Consider the following 18,848-nt stretch of genomic DNA (forward strand, 5'->3'; position numbering starts at 1 on the left):
ACGGTCAAATCCGCGACGCGGTCCAGGTGCCCTTGCACAGCGCACCGCGCCAGGTGCCCGATCCCGATGTGCCCGAGAGACGGCCGAAGCCGATCGCCTTCTTCAGGCCGTTCGACAGCGTGACGCTGATGCTGCCGGCGTCGGCGACGCGGCCCGACGCACTCACCATCGAGCTACTCACCTGACCGTTGCTGATCCCGATCGAGACGATCTGGCCATTGCCGCATTCGGACGTGGTGGATGCAATGTGAACGCTCCATTGGCCGTCAAACGCCGAGCCGGCAACGGTGGCCGATGCAGTGACTGGCGAGCCTAGAACAACCGCGATCCCCGCGGCGACAATGACCCTGCTGAGATATCCCATTGACGAGCCCCTTTCCCTGGTTGGACGAGCGGGACTGTCACATTGTGCGGGGAGGCGCGATGTGATGGCTGTCACGCCGCGGTTCCAGTGTGTGACGTGGCACACAAATGAAAGGCCCCGCGGCAAAGCGGGGCCTTTTGCATCGGAACTTGTCGTGCGGCTAGTTCACCCGGGTCCAGGTCTGGCCCCCGCAGAACATGCCGCCGAACGCACAGCCCTGCACGCGGAGCGTATCCGGACCCTTGATCGCGAGGGTGGAATCATAGGTGCTGCCGGTGTCGGGATCGAGAATGCGGCCGCTCCATTTCCGATCCTTGCCCGGCTTCATGTTGATGAGCACTTGCTCGCCATTGGCATTCGTCTTGGCGTCGACCGAATAGCCGCAGAGGCTGGCGCCGCATTGCTCAATCCGGACCTTGCCTTCCTTCTCTTCCGTCAGCCAGACGCCGATCGGCGAATTGGGGTCGCTGCGAACGGGCGGCGGGGGTGGAGGGGCTGGCGGGACAGCCGCAACCGTCGGTGCTGGAGGGGGCGGCGGCGCGGGTGGCGTTGCGGCCTGCTGCGGCGGCAGGGGGGCGGGCGCAGGCGGCGGAACTGCCGTGGTGTCCGCAGGTGCATTGTTCGCGGGCGCGGCCGGTTGCTCCGGCGCGGCCGTTGCCGTCTGCGGCGCGGCTGTTGCCGCAGCAGGAGGTGATGCCGGCGGCGCAGGTGACGCCGGCGGCGGAGCCGCAGCCGTATCGGCAGGAGACGATGCCGGAGGCGGCGCGGCTTGCGTATCGGTCTTGGCGTCCTGTGAAGCAGGTTTGTTCTGGTGAGCGCGTTTCGACTTCCTGCCGGTGTTGTCATAGATGCCCGGAATCGAAATGGTGCCGCGGTCCGGGTCGATGCGGATCGTGCGGCCGCCATATTCGAACTGGTACTGGGCCTGCGCGGCGCTGCTTGCCAGCAGCAATGCGGCCATCGCCAATAGCCTCTTCATTGTGACCTCCTGAGCAGCGGAATCCCCAAAGGGCCGAAACTATGCTGCGGTCAATCTTGCCTTAAGTGATCTACATCACTTTCACGACGTAAGTCGCAGGCCTGCGATTATGGTTCAATTACGTGCCCATCATTCGAGAGCTGGCAACCGGATTTCCGTGCGGAACATGCTCAAATCATCATGAAATTTGCGTTGCGAGAGTCGAGGCCAATTCTGCCGGGCGGCCTTCACTCGAACCAGGCGGCGTAGATTTTCTTGAAACTACCGTCTTCCATGGAAATGTGCAGCCACTGGTCGACGAAATCCTTCAACGCCTCGTCGCGCTGCAGCCAGTAAGCCTTTTCCGAAAAATCAAACGGTTTGTCCGGATGCACCGCGCAGAGCACGCCAGGATGTAGCTTCTGCTGGTAGCGCGTCTCGGAGGCGTCCGTCATCATCAGGTCGGCGTTGCCCTTGGCGATCTCGTCGAAGATCGTGACGTTGTCGCTGTAGACCCTGATCTCGGCTTTCTTGACATGGGCGCGCGCGAAGCGTTCGTTGGTGCCGCCGGGATTGACGATGACGTGCGTGCCCGGCTTGTCGATGTCGGCCAGGGTCGCGAACTTGTCCTTGTCGGCGCAACGGGCGATCGGCGTCTTGCCCTCGCGCATGATCGGCGTCGAGAACAGGCCTTTCTTCTGGCGGTCCAGCGTGATCGAGACGCCGCCCATCGCGATGTCGAACTTGTCGGCCTCGAAGTCCTTCATCATTTGCGGCCAGGCGGTCGGTACGAACTCGACCTTGACCCCGAGGGCTTTGCCGAGCGCCTCCGCCATGTCGACGTCGAAGCCGCGGAATTTCCGTGTCTCTTTGTCGAGAGACGTGAACGGCAGATAGTCGCCGGTGGTGCCGACCCTGAGCGTGCCGCGGCTGATGATCTGATCGAGGCGGGAGGGCTGTTGCGCGTGGGCCGAAACGGTCACGGCCAGCGCTGCCAGGAGGCAAATCAAGCGGCCAATCAGATTGCGAAGCATATTGGGTCTCGATGCGGTTCCTTCAGATGACGCCGCACCGTTTAGACCAAGTCTCAGAAATCGCAACCATCGCTATTCGGCGCGTGACATCGTGCATCGAGATCATGGTCGCGCCGCAGGAGCTTGCCGGATTCAGGCTTCGCCCTTGCGGACAAGATCGGCAGCGGCCGCGCGGCCGGTCATCTCGGACCGCAACTGGTCGAAACGCCGCCGCGCTTCGCTTTCGCGTTCATCGACCAGCGCAATGGCGGCTTCCCGGGTCATCGGGCCTGAAACCATGGGGGCCGAACTCTCGCCGATGGTCTCGTCGACAAAATATTCGCCATTGCCGCCTGGGCGCGCGGTCCATTTGAAGCGGATCGCCGCAATCGGACCGGGGCCGAGCTTCGAATAGGCTTCGCCGTCCGTAGTCGCCATGGCCGGTACGGCCGGCCTGGGTTCGCTCACGGGCCTATCCACCTCGGGAGGCGTTTCCGGTTGATCGAGGATGCTCGCAATGGTCGCGAGCGCGTGATCAGTCGGGTCGCTCTGGCTCAAGATACCGCTCTCCGATTTCCCCAAAAGGGCGCTGCCGATTCCACCCGGGCACCCCCGACCGTGTTACTCGGCTGCGAATGAGGCTGAGTTTTGTCGTCCTGATGTCCCGAAAGGGGACACACGGCGGAGCTGATCTAAGCGCAGACCGACGGCAGCTTGGCCTTCCAGGGGCGCTCCTGCTCAAGCTGTGCCGCAAGGCGAAATAAGGTTCCCTCGGCGCCGAAGCGGGCCGCGAACATCATGCCGAGCGGCAAGGCGCTCTTGCTCCAGGCCAGCGGCACCGACATCGCGGGCTGGCCGGAGATGTTGAACATCGAGGTTCCCGGCATGTAGCGGCGAAGCGTCGGGCCAATATGCGAAAGGTCCGGCGACATCGCGTTGAGCTCACCGAGCCGGAGCGGAGGCGCACACAAGGTTGGCGCCAGGAATATGTCGCAGCTCGCCATGAAATCCGAAAGCGCGCGCGAAATCTGGTAGGCCGCGGACTGGGCTGCGACATAGTCGATCGCGCTGGCCTGCTGTGCGTTGTGCGCCATGGCCAGCGTCAGGTGCTCAAAGTCCTTGTCCGTCGTGGCGCGGCCGAAACGCTGCTCGGCCTGCCGCACCGTCAGCGCGGTGTTGGCGCTCACGATCGTCGTCATCACTGCCGCGGGATCAGCGGGCAGTTTTGGCGCGCGCTGCTCGACATGATGGCCGAGCTGTCCCAGCATCGCCGCGACATCGCGGACGGCGGCCGCGACCTCGGGGTCGATCGCCTCGCCATAGGGCGATTGGTCGGTGAAGGCGATGCGCAGGCGCCCCGGTTCGCGCCTGACCTCTTCGGCAAAGGGCCGCTCCGGCGCCGGCGCGTAATAGATGCTGGTCGGCTCGGGGCCCGAGACCGCGTCGAGCATCGCGGCGCTGTCGCGCACGCTGATGCTCACGACATGGCCGCATGAAAAGCCGCCCCAACCTTCGCCGCGATCCGGCCCGACCGGATTGCGCGCGCGGGTCGGCTTCAGCCCGAACACGCCGCAGGCGGACGAGGGAATACGGATCGAACCGCCGCCGTCGCTCGCATGCGCGACGGGGAGGATGCGCGCGGCAACGGCCGCCGCCGCGCCACCCGATGAGCCGCCGGAGGAATGAGCGAGATTCCAGGGATTTCGGGTCGGTCCGTGCAAACGTGGCTCGGTGGTCGGCATCAAGCCCAATTCCGGGCTCGCGCTCTTGCCGAAAATCGTGAGGCCGGCGTCGAGGAAGCGCTTGGCGAGGGTGCAACTATGGTCGGCGAGGTCATCCTTCAGCGCATTCGCGCCGAATGTCGTCCGCGTGCCCTCAAGCAGATCGAGGTCTTTCAGGAGAAACGGCACGCCTGTGAACGGCCCTTGCGGCAGACCTTTCTCGATCTGGCGCCGGGCATGGTCGTAGTGCTTGACCACAACCGCGTTGATATCGGGATTGACCTTTTCCGTGCGCGCGATGGCTTCGTCGAGCAGTTCGGTCGGCGTGACCTGCTTGGTGCGGACAAGCTCGGCGAGGCCGACCGCGTCAAAGCTGCCATATTCCTTGAATGCCATGGCGCAACCCGCTCAACTTTCAAACAAAATGTGGGGCGGCCACCGCAGGGTGGCCGCCCGCGCGATTCAGAGGACGTCCTGGTTGATGACGTTCTGCCGGATCGGTGCGCCGTCCAGCGCGCTCAGGATGTTCCGTGCCGTCTGCTCGCTCATGCGGTCGACGGCTTCAACGGTGACCCCCGCCACATGCGGCGCCATGATCACGTTGGGGAGGCTGTGCAAGGGCTGGCCGACCGGGGGCGGCTCCTGCTCGAACACGTCAAGGCCGGCACCTGCGACCTTGCGCGAAACCAGCGCCTCATGCAGCGCCTTTTCATCGACAATGCCTCCGCGGGCCGTGTTGATGAGATAGGCACTCGGCTTCATCAGCTTGAAACGCGCGGCATTGAACATGCCGACGGTTTCGGGCGTCTTCGGGCAATGGATGGTCACGAAGTCGGCGCGCGGCAGGGCCGCATCGAGATCGGGCACCGCCTCGCAGCCGGCCGCGGTGATCTCGCTTGCCGGCCTGTATGGATCGTACACCAATACCTGCATTTCCATGGCGAGACAGCGCTTGGCGGTGCGCGTGCCGATGCGCCCGAAGCCCACGATCAGGGCGGTCTTGCCATAGAGGTCGAAGGGCAAGACGCCAAGCCGGCTCGCCCACGTGCCGTCCTTGACCATGGAGTGCATTTCCTGGGCGCGCTTGGCCAGCGTCAACATCATGAACAAGGCATGTTCAGCCACCGACGGCGAGTTCGCGGTGCCTGCCACCATCAGCGGCACCTTTCGGCGCGAAAGCGCGGGCACGTCGACCGCGTCGTAGCCGACACCGATCCGCGTCACCACCTGCATGCCGCCCGAGGCTTCCAGCTCCGTTTCGCCGAAACGGGTAGCGCCGAGCGCCACGCCATGGACCGGCGCGTGCTGCTTCAGCATCGCCTCGAAATCCTTGGACGAGATCAGGTTGGGAAACTCGACGAGCTCGATATCGTCCCGCACGCTGAGGAGAGCTCGCGCTCCCGGTGACATGGTCTGAGTGACGAAGATCTTCTTCTTGTTGGTGGCCATTTCCTGCCCTTGGGGTTCTTGTCCGGCGTCAAAGGACGACGCCGGTCCCCTCGTTTAGCAGGTGCATATTGTTGAGGTCCACAGCCAATCGGAGCGGGGCACCGTCGCGCGCGCCGGCGCCCGGGTTGACCCGGCCGCAGACCTGCGAGCCCTCGAGCGTGAAGTAGACCAACGTCTCCATCCCCATCGGCTCGGTAACGTCGAGCATGGTTTCGAAGGTCTCGACGCCGGGGGCCAGGTGTCCATTGGCTTCCGTGAGATGCTCGGGCCGGATGCCGAGCAGGAGCTTCTCGTTGCGTGGTACGTTCTGGTAACGCACGGTGCGCGCCAGCGGCACCGGGAAGGCAAGGCGGTCGGTGAGGCGCAGGTTGAGCTTTCCAGCAGCCTCTTCGAGGTGGCAGGGCAGGAAGTTCATCGCCGGCGAGCCGATGAAGCCCGCGACGAAGCGCGTCGCCGGACTATGATAGAGTTCGTTCGGCGTGCCGATCTGCTCGATCTTGCCCTTGTTCATGACCACGACGCGATCGGCCAATGTCATGGCCTCGACCTGGTCGTGAGTCACGTAAACCGTGGTGGTGCGGACTTTCTGGTGCACCTTCTTGATCTCGATCCGCATCTGCACGCGCAGCTTGGCGTCGAGATTGGAAAGCGGTTCGTCGAACAGGAACACCTTGGGATTGCGGACGATGGCGCGGCCCATTGCCACGCGCTGGCGCTGGCCGCCGGAGAGCTGCTTCGGCTTGCGGTCGACGAGGTCGGTGATGTCGAGCATGCGCGCGGCTTCCGCAACCCGGCTCTTGATCTCCGCCTTCGGGTAATGCTTGAGGCGGAGGCCAAACGACATGTTCTCCGCAACCGTCATGTGCGGATAGAGCGCATAGTTCTGGAACACCATCGCGATGTCGCGATCTTTCGGCGGCACATCGTTAACGACGTCGCCGCCGATCATGATGTCGCCGTCGGTGATGTCCTCGAGGCCCGCGATCATTCTGAGCGTGGTGGATTTGCCGCAGCCGGAGGGACCGACCAGCACCACGAACTCCTTGTCGGCGATATCAAGGTCGATGCCCCGCACCGCCTCGACGTCGTCGTAGCGTTTCACCACCTTGCGCAAGTTGACTTCAGCCATGAGTTTCAACCCTTTGTCGCGCCGGCGGTCAGGCCGGCAATGTAGTAATCCATCAGGAAGGCGTAGATCAGGAGCGGGGGGGCTGCGCCGAGCAGCGCACCCGTCATGATCTGACCCCAGTTGAAGACGTCGCCCTTGACGAGCGAGGTGATGATGCCGACCGGCATCACGAGCTGGTCGGTCGACGTCGTGAACACCAGCGGATAGAGGTACTGCGCCCAAGAGACGGTGAAGGCGAAAATGGTCGCGGCGATCAGACCGGGCAGGGCGACGGGAATGAAGATCCGGGTCAGCGTCTGGAACCAGGAGGCGCCGTCAATGATTGCGGCCTCATCCAGCTCCTTCGGAATGGAGGCGAAGTAGCCGATCATGATCCACGTGCAGAACGGCACCGTCAGCGTCGGATAGATGAACAGCAGCACATACCAATGATTGATCAGCGAAATCCCGGTCCATTCGGACAGCCGCGCGAACATCTTGAACAGCGGAAGGAAAAGAAGGCTGTCCGGAATAAGGTAAGTCAGGAACACGCCGGCGGCGAGCGTTGCCGAGCCCCAGAACCGCATGCGCGACAGCGCGAAAGCCGCGGGGATGCTGATCAGCATGGTGATCGCCACCACGAACACCGACACCACGGCGGAATTCCAGTAGAAGCGCAGGAACTGGTTCGAGGTCAAAAGCTCGACGTAGTTCGACAGCGTCGGATGGAACACCCACCACGGATTGGTCGCGGCCGAAATCTCGGCGCTGCTCTTCAGCGACGTGATGATCATGTAGATCGGCGGAACCAGCGCGAACAACGCGAACAGCGCGAGGAAGAAGTAGGACCACCGCAGCGCCCAGGTGCGATCGCGGCTCATGCTGCCGTATTTGACCTTGCGCGAGGGGCCGGCCTTGTGGACTGCGATCGTGCTCATCAGGCTTCGTTCCCGCGTTTGTTGATGTCGCGCAGGATAAAGATCGCTGCGATCGCCAGGATCGGCGCCATGAACAGTGAGACGCTGGCGCCGAGCGGAATATCGCCGCCCTCGATACCAAGCCGGAAGGACCAGGTCGCGAACAGGTGTGTGGTGTCGAGCGGGCCACCCGCGGTGAGGATGCGCGTGATGTCGAAATTGGCGAAGGTCACGATCAGCGAGAACAGCGTCGTGATGGCGATGATGTTGCGCATCATCGGCAGCGTCACATACCAGATGCGCTGCCACCAGTTGGCGCCGTCGATGGCGGCCGCTTCATAGAGCTGCTCGGGCACCGATTTCAGCGAGGCCAGATACATGATCATGAAGAATGGCGCGCCGACCCAGACGTTGACCAGGATGACGGAAAAGCGGGCCCAGCCGGCTTCACCGAGCCAGGGGATGGGACCGATGCCGAACAGGCCCAGCGTATAGTTGAAGGCGCTGTAGGAGGGATCGAAAAGCCACAGCCACGCCAGCGTGCTCATGGCGGGCGGAATCACCCAGGGCACGAGCAGCATGCCGCGCCACTTGCGCTGCTTCTTGGAGGGAATGTTGTGGGCGAGATGCGCGACGATGAAACCGATCAGCGCCTTGAAGATCACCGCGGTGATGGCGAAGATGCAGGATTGCTTCACCACCATCCAGAAGGTTTCGCGCTTAAACAGGAATTCGAAATTGCCAAGCCCGACGAATTTGGTCATCCCCTTGTTCAGCGTCGCCAGGTGCAGCGAATAGGCTGCCGGATAGAGCACCAGCAGCCCAATGAGGAGGATCAGCGGCAGCGTCATCAGGAAGGCCACCGTCGATTTGCGCTGCAGCGAGCGTTTCAGGCTTGAACGCCTGGGAACGTTTCGTGCGCTTGCGACGCTGGTCGGTTGAACGACGACATCAGCCATAATGCAGGTTCCCTTGAGCGGTCATGGACCGCGGAGCCGCGACACTCTTGGTGCCTTGTCGGGCCAAGGCGCGAATGGATGCGCCGCACGCAGCCGCGCGGCGCATCGCGTCAGGACTTAGCTTCGCATGAAGCCTTCGCACTCGCCTTCCGCCCAGGCGAGCGTGTCCTCCATCTTTTCTCCTTGCGCGTATTTCAGGCACATCTTGGTCAGCGTCGCCTGAACGTAGATCTGCTGGGCAATTTTCGGCGGCGCCGACGAAGCCGCGATAGACAGCTTCTGATGGTGGAAGGGATTTGGGTAATGGTAGAGTGTGCCCTTCGGGGGCTCGGCCTCCGCCCACACCTTCAAGGTGGTGAGCTTGTCATAGGCCGGCAGGTCGTAGCCGCCGCTCGCCACCACCATCTTTTCGATGGACGAGGGTTGCGACAGGTGAACGAGCAGGCTCTTTGCAGCCTCCTTGTTCTTGGAAAATTTCCAGACGCTCCAGAAGAAGGGAAGATAGGGCGCAAAGCGGCCCTTCGGACCGGCCGGGAATCCATGCGTCCAACATTGCTCGGCCACCTGCGGCGCATCGCGCTTGGCGACCGCCCAGGCGCTCGGCGGGTTCATGATCAGGGCGCCCTTGCCGGCGATAAGCCACTTGTTGTTCGAGGCGTCGTCCCAGGCGGCAACGTCTGGCGGCAGGAAGGATATCAGCTTCTTGTAGTACTCGAGCGCTTGCCTGACTGCATCGGTTTTTACCGTGACGTCGCCCTTGGCGTTGACGAGTTCAGCGCCGAATGACTGGAAGAACGCGCCGGCGGAATCGACGCTGTCGGTGGTCTCGCCCAGTCCGATACCGAAGGGATAACCGCCCTTATGGCAGGCTTCAGCCGCCTTCAGGAAGGTGTCCGTGGTCCAATTATCTGCCTTCGGCGGACTACCGGCCGGATACATCGCCTGTACGTCGATGTTGGCATATTTCTTCATCAGATCGATACGCGAGCACGGCCCCTTGATCTGGCTGCCGACGGAAGCGGGTACCGCGAGCCACTTGCCGCCGGCCTGGCCGAGATATTTGACCGTATCGTTGGGCTCGCCATTCTGCTTGATGATCGGCCCCATAATGTCGTCCATGGGCTCAAGTTGCTCGGCAAAGGCCTGCACCTGCCAGGGACCGCCGGACGCCAGAATGTCGTGCCCGGACCCGGCTTGGGCTTCTGCGGTCTGGGTCAGGAGCAGCTTGTTGCCCTGGCTGGTGATGTAGTCGACATTGACCTCGACCTTCTCCTTCGCGGCCCATTCATTGACGAGATCGGTGGAGGCCTTGTTGGCTCCGGGAACCCAATGATCCCAGAAGCCGATCGAAAGGCTGCCGGCCGCGCGGGCCGAGCGTACGAAGGGCGCGGCGACCATGGCCGCTGAAGTCAACGTCGTGGCAGCGACAAATTGACGACGGGTGAGTTTTCTCCGTGACATGGCGTCCTCCCTGCTGGACCAAATCGGAAATATCGAGAAATCCGTTGGTCTTGTCTTGTTGTTCTTCTCGTTCTCCCGGGCACCCGCCCGGCGGGCGAAGCACTGAGATTTCATCACTCACGATCAGAGCAGAAATGCCGGCTTCTGTCGAGAAATCAGGTGAATAAGACGTTAGAACTAATGTCGTGCGTCAAAGCTGCGCAGAGTCGTTTTCGCCGCCCAGTCGCGGCGTCCAACGCGATCGATTTTTTGCATCGCACACGACGAGCCGGGTTATTTGCAGCAAACTGACGTGACGCGCTGGCGCAAATCCGCCGCAGTCAAGCGTAACAGCTTCGCGCGGCGGGCCTTTCTTGATCGCATTCGCCGCGTGCTGCGGTAGACGAATTCAGTCGCAACACGGTAGAATCGCGATCAGAGAGACTTCTGCCGCCCTCAAAAATCCCGCCGAATGAAATCCCTTCGATGATGGAGACCAAACAATGACCAGCCCGACATCAGGCTTGCGCACACGGTTAAGACTGTGCGTTGCGCTTGGGGTGGCCACCGTCCTTCTGGTTAACGCGCCGCGGATCGTCGATGCGCAAGGCCTTGTGAAGGGTGTCCAGCAGGGAGCCCGCGAAGGCAACAAGGCCGCAGGGCCCGTCGGCGGCGTGCTGGGCGGCGCGATCGGCGGCGTGGTCGGTGTGGTTGGCGGTGTGGTTGGCGGCGTGGCCGGTGTGGTCACCGGCAACAACGGGAACAATCCAAATAATCCGAACGGCAAGCCGAACGAGAAGCACAGCAACCAAGCGACCAAGACCGCGAAGGCCGCGGCCAAGGGTGTAAAGGAAGCGAAGGCAACGAAGGAAGCCAAAGCGGTTCAGGTGCTCACCCAGAATGGCGAGCCGAAGCTCACGGCCGAGCAGATCGTCGCCAACAGCGACGCCTATGTCGAGCGGATCAAGACTGAGCTGAATCTCACGTCTGAGCAGGAAAAGAACTGGGCCAGCTTCTCCGGCGCTATGCACGATCTTGGTCGCAACGGTGCCGACCGCCTCAATCTGCGCATCGCGCGCGCCAAGCGCGATCCACCGGACGATATCATCGAGCAGATGCGCAACGAAGCACAGTTCCTGGTCGACCGCGCCCAAGACCAGCGCAACATCGCCGACGCCGCCGATCCGCTCTATGCGAGCCTCGACGACAAGCAAAAGCAAATCTTCATCGACGAGATGGTGCGCCTGAGCCACGAGCGCGGGCTCGACTAAACTAGCCGGCACCAGGCGGGCAGCGATGCGCGTGTCGCGGCGGCGAATAGCCGGGCACGCGTGCCCTGGGGTAGGTTAAAGGCCCGGTACCCGGCTATCCTGCCGCAGCGGCGCGGCGCCTTCACGTCGCCATCCAATGTTGAAGAAATGCAGACCAATTCGCGCCGCATACATGGCTCGGCCGTGACCTTGTCGGGTTAACGCCGGGCGACCGCACAAACGCCATCGGCCGGCCCGCAGCTTGCCGCCGGACCGGCCGATGTCAGGTCGTGGTGAGAACGACCGTCTCAGCTCTTCGGAAAGTTCAGTTCCACGCCGATGCCATCGGGATCGTAGAGGAATATTTGCGTATCGCCCGTGCGCGGCACGATCTGCTCGCGGAATTGAACCTTTTTCTCGGTGAGCCGCTTGCGTACGCCCTCGACGTCGGTCGCGGCGAAGGCGATGTGGTCGAGGCGGCCGGTATCTTCGTATTTCTTCTCGGTGCCGCGGACCACGATGCCCTCGCGCGGCTTGCGCGTGCCCATCAGATGCACGGTCGCTTGGCCGCCGGAATAAAGCCAGTAGCCCGGAAAATCGAGCGGCGGGCGCGCGCCGTTCTCCAATCCAAGCACGTCGACATAGAAGTCCCTGGTCTTTTCGAGGTCCTGCGGCTCGATCGTGTAATGCTGCAGTCCGCCAAGCGGCATGGTTCTTCTCCTTGAATGGCTATACCCAAGTGAGGTCGGATTCGGCGCCCATCATCCAGGCGCCGACGGTTTCGAAATGGCTGAGGCGCCCCTGCAATTGCTGGGTCACGGTATGAATATCGCGGAAGCGGCGCTCCAGCGGATGGCTCTCGAAGATCGCAGTCGCGCCGGCTGCGTTGTAAGCGAAGTCGACCGCCTCGCGCGCTTTGTGAATCGCATGCGTTGCAGCCACGCGCACGGACATGCGCTGCGCCACCGTGATGATCGAACCGGCGCAGAGATGCTTCCAGATCTCCGCCATCGTTTGCAGCACGAGGCTCCGTGCCGCACGCAAGCTGACCTCGGCTTGGGCGAGATCGGACTGCACGACGGCGTTGTCCCGGATCGGGCTCTTGCCGCTACGCGGCACCTTGGTTTTTGCAAGATCGATGAAGCAATCGAGCGCGCCGCGGGCGATGCCGCAAGCTACACCCGCAAAGCCGACCTGATAGCAGGTGCCGTTGCCCATGCGATAGAGCGGGCCGTGCTCGCGGCATTCGCGCCAGAACTCGCGGATGATGGAGTGATCGGATCGCACGAAGAAGTCGTTGAGCGCGAACTGGTCGCTCGCGGTGCCGCGCAAGCCCACCGTGTTCCAGATGTCGGTCCATTCGACATCCTTGCTACGCACCAGCATGGTGCGCTCGGCCTGCTCGCCATCGTCGTCGAGCCGCGGGGTGCCGTCGGCCTTGAAGATCGGACAGTGCGCGCCAAGCCAGGTGGCGTGACGGCCCCCGGACGCAAACGCCCAGACGCCGGTGACGCGATAGCCGCCTTCGCACTCGATGGCGCTGACTTTGGGTCCCGGACCCCAGGCCAGCACCGCGCGGGGATCGTTGCCGAAGATCGCCTGCGCCACCGGCTGGTCGAGATAGGCCGCGGCCATCGCACAACCGCCGGCCTGGCTCAGGCACCAGGCAGCGGAGGCGTCGGCTTGCGCGATAGTCTCGATCACGTGGAAGAAGGTGACAGGATCGGTTTCGATCCCGTTGGCGGAGCGCGGCAGCAGCAGGCGAAACAGCCTCGCCTCATGCAGCTTGTCGAGCAGGGCGGGCGGGAGCCGCCGATCCCGCTCGATCTCGTCGGAGGCGGCCGCGACCGCCGGCCGGAGGGCTTCTGCGCGCGCGACCACGGTTCGATCGCCGGACAGCTCAGCGGAAGTCGCAACAATCATGGCCAATCTATGCCTGCCGAACTTGAGCCGTCGCCGCCACCTCGATGGTGGCGTTCAGCTCCCTGTCGATCTCCTCGATCGATTTACCCTTGGTCTCGATGCCCAGGAAGTAATACACGGCGCCGGCCATCAGGAACCAGCAGCCGAGATAGACGAAGGCTAGCGGGATTTCCGGCAATGGCACGTCGGGCTTGACGTAATTGTTGGAGCCGACGATCAGCGCGAGCCCCACCGGGCCGAGTATCTTGCCGATGCCGCCAAAGCCATAGGCCGAGCCCATGCCCGAGGTGCGCAGATGCGACGGCCAGATTTCGGTTGCATAAGGGCCGACAAGCGCAAAGCCGCCGTCGGCAAAGAAGAACGCAATGGCCAGGATCAGCCAGAACGCCGACCAGTCTCCCCACATCACGTTGTAATTGTAGCCGGCGACGATCACGAGAACCCCTGCGCCTAAGCCCAGCAGGCCGCCCGCCTTGCGCCGCCCGATCGATTCATTGAAATAGGAGAACGCGATCCGCCCGACGAAGCCGAACACGGTGAGCAGGATCATCATCTTCGCCGCCTGCTGAGGCGTCACCTTCAACAGCAGGACGAAGAGTGATGGCGCCCACAAGGTCACGCCGTAGACTCCCGTCTGAGCGCCGGCATTGCCGAGCCAGGACACCAGAAGGCTGCGCGGATATTTGAACAGGTCGAACCAGTTGGAGGTGATGACCGGACCGGCATCGGCAGCGGTCGGCATCGGCAGCGACGACGGCTCGACCTGCAGCGCCCAGGCGAGCGATTTGCGCGCTTCTTCATACCGACCCTGGCGGCAGAGCCAGCGCGGGCTCTCCGGCACCCAGATGCGGATCAAGAGCACGACGAGGGCGGGCAGGATGCCGATGGCAAACAGCAGACGCCACTGGTCGGTGCCCATGAAGGCGCCTAGCACCGCACCGAGGCCGACGCCGAGCGGAATGACCGATGTCACGAGCCCTCCGATCAGCCCGCGCTTGGAGGAGGGCATGAACTCCTGCACCAATGGCAGGTCGACGCAATAAAGTCCGCCGACGCCGGTGCCGACGAAGAAGCGCATCACCGTGAGATAGACCCAGCCGTTGTGCGGCGTGAAATAGAGCAGGCCGGTCGCGATCGAGAAATTCAGCACGGTGCCGATAAAGACGATACGGCGCCCGATGCGGTCGGCAAGCCAGCCCCAGGCATAGGCGCCGATGATGGCGCCGATCCCGGAGCTCATCAGCACCGTGGCGGATTGACCGAAGGTCAGCTTCCACGGTCCGATGAGGAAGGCAAGCACAAAGCCGATCAGGAAATAGTCGAAAAATTCCAGCGCATCGCCGATGATGGCCGCGATCAGGATCTTGACCTGGTTGCCAGTCAGACTCGTCCTGCGGTCGAGCTCGTCGAACATGGCGTTCTCCCCATGGGCGCCTGTTCATTTTTATAAAGGCGTGCGTCGCGCCCCGCGCATCGCTATCGTTATAAGGCTAACCTGCGACCGCCGCGACCGGCAAGCCGGCCCGCGAACAGATGGCATGCGCCGGGCAATACGCACACGCGCTTGCCGCGAATGGCTGCGGCGCCCCGGCGCGCGTTGGGGAGCGTAGTAATTTGCGTCCGCGGTAGCCAGGTGCGATAGCACGGGCCGCGATTCGTTTTAGGAATTGCTGCTCTCTAGAAATTGCTGCTGCTCTCGCAGCCGCAAGAAATGGAAAGGCCATGGAAGAACGGCGCAAGCACAAGCGGACTGAGATCAACGAGCCGGGTCTGGTCTCGGCCGCAGGATCGGTCATGAGCTGCGTGGTGCGCAATATCTCCCCCGATGGCGCTGCCATCGACGTGGAAAACCCGGCCTTTGTGCCGGCGCGCTTTCGCCTGGTCATGGACAACGGCGCAACCGTGCATGAGTGTAGCGTCGCCTGGATCCAGAAGAACCGGATCGGCCTCGCGTTCGTTGCACCGCCGCAAACGCGAAAATGAATGCGCCGGAGAGAGGCGCGCGGACTCTCAACTGCCGTCAAGCGATACCTTCACGACGCCGGCACCCATCATACCGAGCGCACGCGCTGCACTGACGGACAGGTCGATCACGCGCCCTCGCACGAAAGGACCGCGATCGTTCACGCGGCAGCGAATGGTGTGGCCGCGATATTTGACGGTGACCATGCTTCCCATGGGACGCGTCCGGTGTGCACAGGTCATCTCGCCGGAATGTCCGCGACCGCCGTAATAGGAGGCCAGTCCGCTTTCGGCATGTGCGCAAGAGAGGGGTGAGATGATCGCGAAGAGAATGAGGAGTTTGCGATTCAAGGTAGGGCTCGTTGTTGCCCAGCCGCCCGGCGCAATAGGAGTGTGGAACCGGGGCGGTTCGACGACTCCGCCGATCAAATTGTGTAACAGCGCCGGCACGATTTTGAGGGAACTTTTTTGCGGCAGCGTTTTCGCGCGCAGCATCCCAATTCAAGCTAGCGCCGTCATAACGCGAGCAAGTAGCCGTGATGTCATGAGGTTTGCGGAAGCTTGAAGTGCACGAGGCCCGGAGTGCCTAGGAGCCCGGGCCTCGTGACTTGCCCCTCCCCCATGGGGCGCAAAACGCAGGCAAGCTCTTAGTCAAAGTTGGCAGCGACGCCTATTCCGTATCACTACGGTGCAAGCTCGCGGGGCGACGGCGCGATGCCGCTCAGCGCTTCAACAGCGGCAGGAGCTTCGCTTCCAGCTCCTCGAACGACATCGAGCCTTGCAGCTTCTCGCCATTGATGAAGAAGGTCGGCGTCGCCTCGACCTTCAACTGGTTGTGGGCGAAGGTCTGAGCGGCTTGCAGCTTGTCGAGCGTGTCATCGTTCTTCACGCATTTTTCGACCTCGGACTGCGCCATGCCGAATTTGGCGCCGATCGATGTCAACGTGTCGGTGGTGTGTTCCACCAGATCCTGTTGTTGCTTGAACAGCATCATGGTGGCTTCGAAGAATTTCGATGCCTCGCCCTTGGCCGCACAGCGCGCCAGCATCGAGGCAGCGGCAGCCTTGAAGTCGAGTGGAAAGTCGCGGGACACGAACCGGACCTTTCCGGTGTCGATATATTTCGACTGCAGCATCGGGAAGACGTTCTCTGCAAAGGCCGCGCAGTGAGGGCAGGTCAGCGAGGAATATTCGACGATCGTGATCGGCGCCGTGTCGGACCCAAGAGCCATGTCGGGCAGCGCGACGGGCTTTGCGACCAGGGCGGCCGTCACCCGGTCGGGGGCGCCGGCGGTGGAGGTCGCGAAGCCGTGGCGCGAACTGGCGATGGCGAATGTGGTGAAGGCAAACGCGACCAACGGTGCGCGACGAGAAAACAGCAATGAACGATCCTTCGGGTTCCCCGCTCCCGTGGGCGCGAAGCGCTTGCGGGTGCCGGACCGAGAGATTAGAGCCAGGTGGTGCTCAGGTCCATGCCGGCCGCCATCAGGCAGAACGACAAGGCGAGACCAAGGCCGGAAAACATCGAGATCGCCTTGAACGCGCGATCAGCAGCAATCGAAGAAATCGTTTTCACGTTGTACGCCCCTTTGTTGGCCCACGAATGGGCATCGAGGGGACATGCATAGGCCAAAAGGCTTTAGGCCTGATTTCCGGGCATCGTTAATGTCGTCCCAATGCCACAGGCTGCGGCCGTCGCGGGCCGCATGGCTCATCCGCCTGCGGAGCCAGCATCAGCGCCGCGAGGGGCCTAGGACCTTGGCGATGGTGGATGCCGTCATCGCGGCCCGGTCGCCAGCGATCTGAGCCGCCAGGCGATCCCTGGCGCGCTCCTCGATCAGAATGTTGATCAACGCCATCCGCTTGTCGTCATTGTCGGCGTCGGCGAGCAACTGCCGATAGCGATGATAGTCAAAGGTCACGTCTTGCTTACGCATGCCACGCCCCCACGCCCATACGTCACAACCCGGAAAATCTTCCGCAGTCTGAGCCGATGGGCAAGCGGAGTTACGCGTTATCAACCGTTTCGCGCGACCGTGCAGCGCAGCAGCGCTTGCTATCGTGTGTTCGCGCGAGCCGTTGCGGCCGGCTACTTCGTGTCGGCGTCGGCCTCGATGCATTGCAGCAGGAAGGCGGTGCGATCGCGCGGCATGACCTTCTGAGCGTCGGCTTTGTGGGAGCATTCAAGCTCCCTAAGCTGCTCGGCGCGGCGCTTCTCGGCGGCTTCGCGATACTCCGGCGCAACCTTGGTGGGATCGACAAGCTTCTCGGCAAAAGCCGGCACGATGATAATGAACAAGAGCAGCGTCAGAGGGGTAAAGCGCTTCAAAATAACCTCCTTCAACTAAACAAGCGGACTGTCCTTTTCTTTCCAATTCCAAATCGCGTCGGCGAGGCGGCCCAACGGCCATCCCCTGATCGATGGCAAAGCAGTATCGGGTACAAACCTTTGGGCATTCAAGCGGATATTGCCCGCACAAGGCTGGATCGCGCAGTGAAGCGGGTCACAAGCCGCCAAGTGGCGACGGACCGTTGCGGTCGATCGCCTTGGGCACCGGCAACGGCACGACGAACGTCCCGCCGCCATCGATAAAGGCGGCATTGCGGGCGATGATCGGCTCGGCGTAGATCCAGGCGAGGATCACCACAATGTCCGGCTTTCGGACCGTGAGCTCGCCGGACGGCAGCACCGGAATATGGGCAGCCGGGCTGAAGCGGCCTTGTTTGAGCGGGTTGTCATCGGCGATGAAGGCGAGGCGCGAGGCCAGCTCGAAATGGTAGAGCAGGGTTGTCGTCGTCGTCGATGCGCCATAGCCGGCTACGGTTTTGCCGGCGCCGCGAGCAGCGTCGAGATAGGCGAGCACCGCATCCTTGCGATGCTCGATGGCGCCGAACCAACCGCGATAGATTTCAGGCCCCGTGATGCGGCGCCGCGCTTCCTCCTCCATCAGCGCCGATAGCTGCGGCGAGCGCATACGTTTTCCGGTCGACAGGAGCTGCGCAAAGCCCCGGATCGAGCCACCCTTGGTGCCCGTGCGCATCACATCGAACAGCGTCAGGCCATGGCGATTGAGGAAGGCTTCCAGCGGCAACAGGGCGTGGTGCGAGACATGCTCGTGATAGATGGTATCGAACACCATGTTGTCGATCATGTCGACGATGTAGGAGACCTCGAACACGAACACGCCGTCCGGCGCGAGCAGGGAGCGAATGCCGCTTGCGACATCGGAAAGATTGTCGATATGGGCGAAGACGTTATTGGCGCAGAAAAGCCTCGCGTGGCCGCTGTCGGCCACGATTTGCGCCGCAATCGCGCTGGTGAAGAAGTCCGGTCGCGTCGAGACGCCCTGATCGGTTGCCGCCTTTGCAATGTCGCGCGCCGGATCGATCCCCTGCACCCGCATGCCCTCGGCCTGAAAGGCCTTCAGGAGCGAGCCATCATTGCTGCCGATCTCCACGACAAGGCTGCCTTTGGGGATCGCGAGGCCTGACACGACCGAGCGTGCGTAATTCTTGAAGTGCTCGACCAGCCCAAGCGAAACCGATGTCCGGTAGGTATAGTCGCGGAACAGGATCTCGGGGTCGACGACGTCGAGATTTTGCAGATGGCCACAGTCGCCGCAGAGATAGCAATCGAGCGGGAACAGCTCCTGCTTCTCCTGCAAGCGATCGGCCGTGACGAAAGCGTCACCGATCGGCGACGGCCGGATCGGCAGCACCAGCTCGAGCGCACGCGATCCGCATAGGCGGCAGGCCGATTTGTGCGTCACGTGTCGCATGTGTTG

At 62.7% G+C, this 18,848-nt stretch carries 21 protein-coding genes; 2 read left to right on the plus strand and 19 right to left on the minus strand.

The window, feature by feature from the left end; genetic code table 11:
- Positions 1-4 precede the first annotated feature (4 nt).
- The 10 genes from VKR55_RS04450 to VKR55_RS04495 form a co-directional block, all read right to left on the minus strand.
- Positions 5-364 carry a hypothetical protein gene (locus VKR55_RS04450; protein ID WP_324400102.1) on the minus strand — a complete coding sequence of 120 codons (360 nt, stop codon included), beginning with the start codon at positions 362-364 and terminating at the stop codon, positions 5-7.
- Positions 365-524: 160 nt separating this feature from the next.
- Positions 525-1,343, minus strand: coding sequence for a DUF2147 domain-containing protein (locus tag VKR55_RS04455; protein WP_324400104.1), 819 nt, complete (start codon positions 1,341-1,343; stop codon positions 525-527).
- A gap of 227 nt (positions 1,344-1,570) precedes the next feature.
- The gene (locus VKR55_RS04460) at positions 1,571-2,356 is read right to left on the minus strand and encodes a transporter substrate-binding domain-containing protein (RefSeq protein WP_324400106.1); all 786 of its coding nucleotides are present in this window, start codon (positions 2,354-2,356) and stop codon (positions 1,571-1,573) included.
- A gap of 132 nt (positions 2,357-2,488) precedes the next feature.
- Complete coding sequence (locus VKR55_RS04465; RefSeq protein WP_324400108.1) at positions 2,489-2,803, minus strand: hypothetical protein; 315 nt, start codon at positions 2,801-2,803, stop codon at positions 2,489-2,491.
- A 224-nt stretch (positions 2,804-3,027) separates the two neighbouring features.
- Positions 3,028-4,452, minus strand: coding sequence for an amidase (locus VKR55_RS04470; RefSeq protein ID WP_324400110.1), 1,425 nt, complete (start codon positions 4,450-4,452; stop codon positions 3,028-3,030).
- A gap of 66 nt (positions 4,453-4,518) precedes the next feature.
- A complete protein-coding gene (locus tag VKR55_RS04475) occupies positions 4,519-5,505 on the minus strand; it encodes a hydroxyacid dehydrogenase (RefSeq protein WP_324400112.1) in 987 nt (328 codons plus the stop codon).
- Between the two features lie 28 nt (positions 5,506-5,533).
- Positions 5,534-6,634 (minus strand): ABC transporter ATP-binding protein, encoded by a 1,101-nt coding sequence (locus VKR55_RS04480; protein WP_324400114.1) that lies wholly within the window; start codon positions 6,632-6,634, stop codon positions 5,534-5,536.
- A gap of 5 nt (positions 6,635-6,639) precedes the next feature.
- Complete coding sequence (locus VKR55_RS04485; protein WP_324400116.1) at positions 6,640-7,551, minus strand: carbohydrate ABC transporter permease; 912 nt, start codon at positions 7,549-7,551, stop codon at positions 6,640-6,642.
- Complete coding sequence (locus tag VKR55_RS04490; protein WP_324400118.1) at positions 7,551-8,489, minus strand: carbohydrate ABC transporter permease; 939 nt, start codon at positions 8,487-8,489, stop codon at positions 7,551-7,553. The genes VKR55_RS04485 and VKR55_RS04490 overlap by 1 nt, the downstream gene beginning before the upstream one ends.
- A 117-nt stretch (positions 8,490-8,606) precedes the next feature.
- Positions 8,607-9,950: an ABC transporter substrate-binding protein gene (locus VKR55_RS04495; protein WP_324400120.1), complete on the minus strand. Its 1,344-nt coding sequence runs from the start codon at positions 9,948-9,950 to the stop codon at positions 8,607-8,609.
- 482 nt (positions 9,951-10,432) lie between these two features.
- On the opposite strand from VKR55_RS04495, the gene VKR55_RS04500 reads away from it, so the two are divergent.
- Positions 10,433-11,200, plus strand: coding sequence for a Spy/CpxP family protein refolding chaperone (locus VKR55_RS04500; protein ID WP_324400122.1), 768 nt, complete (start codon positions 10,433-10,435; stop codon positions 11,198-11,200).
- 287 nt (positions 11,201-11,487) lie between these two features.
- Here the strand turns inward: VKR55_RS04500 and VKR55_RS04505 are convergent, their stop codons facing one another.
- The 3 genes from VKR55_RS04505 to VKR55_RS04515 are packed head-to-tail and all read right to left on the minus strand — an operon-like array spanning position 11,488 to position 14,516.
- The gene (locus VKR55_RS04505; protein ID WP_324400124.1) at positions 11,488-11,889 is read right to left on the minus strand and encodes a VOC family protein; all 402 of its coding nucleotides are present in this window, start codon (positions 11,887-11,889) and stop codon (positions 11,488-11,490) included.
- A gap of 19 nt (positions 11,890-11,908) precedes the next feature.
- Positions 11,909-13,102, minus strand: a complete 1,194-nt coding sequence (locus VKR55_RS04510; RefSeq protein ID WP_324400126.1) for an acyl-CoA dehydrogenase family protein — start codon at positions 13,100-13,102, stop codon at positions 11,909-11,911.
- Positions 13,103-13,109: 7 nt separating this feature from the next.
- Positions 13,110-14,516: an MFS transporter gene (locus tag VKR55_RS04515; RefSeq protein ID WP_324400128.1), complete on the minus strand. Its 1,407-nt coding sequence runs from the start codon at positions 14,514-14,516 to the stop codon at positions 13,110-13,112.
- 308 nt (positions 14,517-14,824) lie between these two features.
- Here VKR55_RS04515 and VKR55_RS04520 point away from each other — a divergent pair, with 308 nt between their 5' ends.
- Entirely contained in the window at positions 14,825-15,085 is a 261-nt protein-coding gene (locus VKR55_RS04520; protein WP_324400130.1) for a PilZ domain-containing protein, read from the plus strand.
- 27 nt (positions 15,086-15,112) lie between these two features.
- On the opposite strand, the gene VKR55_RS04525 is transcribed toward VKR55_RS04520, so the two are convergent.
- From VKR55_RS04525 to VKR55_RS04550, 6 genes are all read right to left on the minus strand, one after another.
- Positions 15,113-15,415, minus strand: a complete 303-nt coding sequence (locus VKR55_RS04525; RefSeq protein ID WP_324400228.1) for a septal ring lytic transglycosylase RlpA family protein — start codon at positions 15,413-15,415, stop codon at positions 15,113-15,115.
- A gap of 370 nt (positions 15,416-15,785) precedes the next feature.
- Entirely contained in the window at positions 15,786-16,445 is a 660-nt protein-coding gene (locus tag VKR55_RS04530) for a DsbA family protein (protein WP_324400132.1), read from the minus strand.
- A gap of 65 nt (positions 16,446-16,510) precedes the next feature.
- A complete protein-coding gene (locus VKR55_RS04535) occupies positions 16,511-16,639 on the minus strand; it encodes a hypothetical protein (protein ID WP_324400134.1) in 129 nt (42 codons plus the stop codon).
- A 157-nt stretch (positions 16,640-16,796) separates the two neighbouring features.
- A complete protein-coding gene (locus VKR55_RS04540; protein ID WP_324400137.1) occupies positions 16,797-17,000 on the minus strand; it encodes a hypothetical protein in 204 nt (67 codons plus the stop codon).
- A gap of 152 nt (positions 17,001-17,152) precedes the next feature.
- The gene (locus VKR55_RS04545) at positions 17,153-17,392 is read right to left on the minus strand and encodes a hypothetical protein (protein WP_324400138.1); all 240 of its coding nucleotides are present in this window, start codon (positions 17,390-17,392) and stop codon (positions 17,153-17,155) included.
- 175 nt (positions 17,393-17,567) lie between these two features.
- A complete protein-coding gene (locus VKR55_RS04550) occupies positions 17,568-18,842 on the minus strand; it encodes a class I SAM-dependent methyltransferase (protein ID WP_324400140.1) in 1,275 nt (424 codons plus the stop codon).
- Positions 18,843-18,848: the final 6 nt, after the last annotated feature.

The organism is Bradyrhizobium sp., from assembly GCF_035309285.1.
GTDB lineage: Bacteria > Pseudomonadota > Alphaproteobacteria > Rhizobiales > Xanthobacteraceae > Bradyrhizobium.

Coding starts and splice junctions, on each gene's coding strand:
- VKR55_RS04455 (WP_324400104.1), bottom strand. CDS start 1,343: ATGAAGAGGCTATTGGCGATGGCCGCATTGCTGCTGGCAAGCAGCGCC.
- VKR55_RS04505 (WP_324400124.1), bottom strand. CDS start 11,889: ATGCCGCTTGGCGGACTGCAGCATTACACGATCGAGCCGCAGGACCTC.
- VKR55_RS04500 (WP_324400122.1), top strand. CDS start 10,433: ATGACCAGCCCGACATCAGGCTTGCGCACACGGTTAAGACTGTGCGTT.
- VKR55_RS04480 (WP_324400114.1), bottom strand. CDS start 6,634: ATGGCTGAAGTCAACTTGCGCAAGGTGGTGAAACGCTACGACGACGTC.
- VKR55_RS04475 (WP_324400112.1), bottom strand. CDS start 5,505: ATGGCCACCAACAAGAAGAAGATCTTCGTCACTCAGACCATGTCACCG.
- VKR55_RS04520 (WP_324400130.1), top strand. CDS start 14,825: ATGGAAGAACGGCGCAAGCACAAGCGGACTGAGATCAACGAGCCGGGT.
- VKR55_RS04510 (WP_324400126.1), bottom strand. CDS start 13,102: ATGATTGTTGCGACTTCCGCTGAGCTGTCCGGCGATCGAACCGTGGTC.
- VKR55_RS04540 (WP_324400137.1), bottom strand. CDS start 17,000: ATGCGTAAGCAAGACGTGACCTTTGACTATCATCGCTATCGGCAGTTG.
- VKR55_RS04550 (WP_324400140.1), bottom strand. CDS start 18,842: ATGCGACACGTGACGCACAAATCGGCCTGCCGCCTATGCGGATCGCGT.
- VKR55_RS04490 (WP_324400118.1), bottom strand. CDS start 8,489: ATGGCTGATGTCGTCGTTCAACCGACCAGCGTCGCAAGCGCACGAAAC.
- VKR55_RS04470 (WP_324400110.1), bottom strand. CDS start 4,452: ATGGCATTCAAGGAATATGGCAGCTTTGACGCGGTCGGCCTCGCCGAG.
- VKR55_RS04495 (WP_324400120.1), bottom strand. CDS start 9,950: ATGTCACGGAGAAAACTCACCCGTCGTCAATTTGTCGCTGCCACGACG.
- VKR55_RS04460 (WP_324400106.1), bottom strand. CDS start 2,356: ATGCTTCGCAATCTGATTGGCCGCTTGATTTGCCTCCTGGCAGCGCTG.
- VKR55_RS04485 (WP_324400116.1), bottom strand. CDS start 7,551: ATGAGCACGATCGCAGTCCACAAGGCCGGCCCCTCGCGCAAGGTCAAA.
- VKR55_RS04450 (WP_324400102.1), bottom strand. CDS start 364: ATGGGATATCTCAGCAGGGTCATTGTCGCCGCGGGGATCGCGGTTGTT.
- VKR55_RS04515 (WP_324400128.1), bottom strand. CDS start 14,516: ATGTTCGACGAGCTCGACCGCAGGACGAGTCTGACTGGCAACCAGGTC.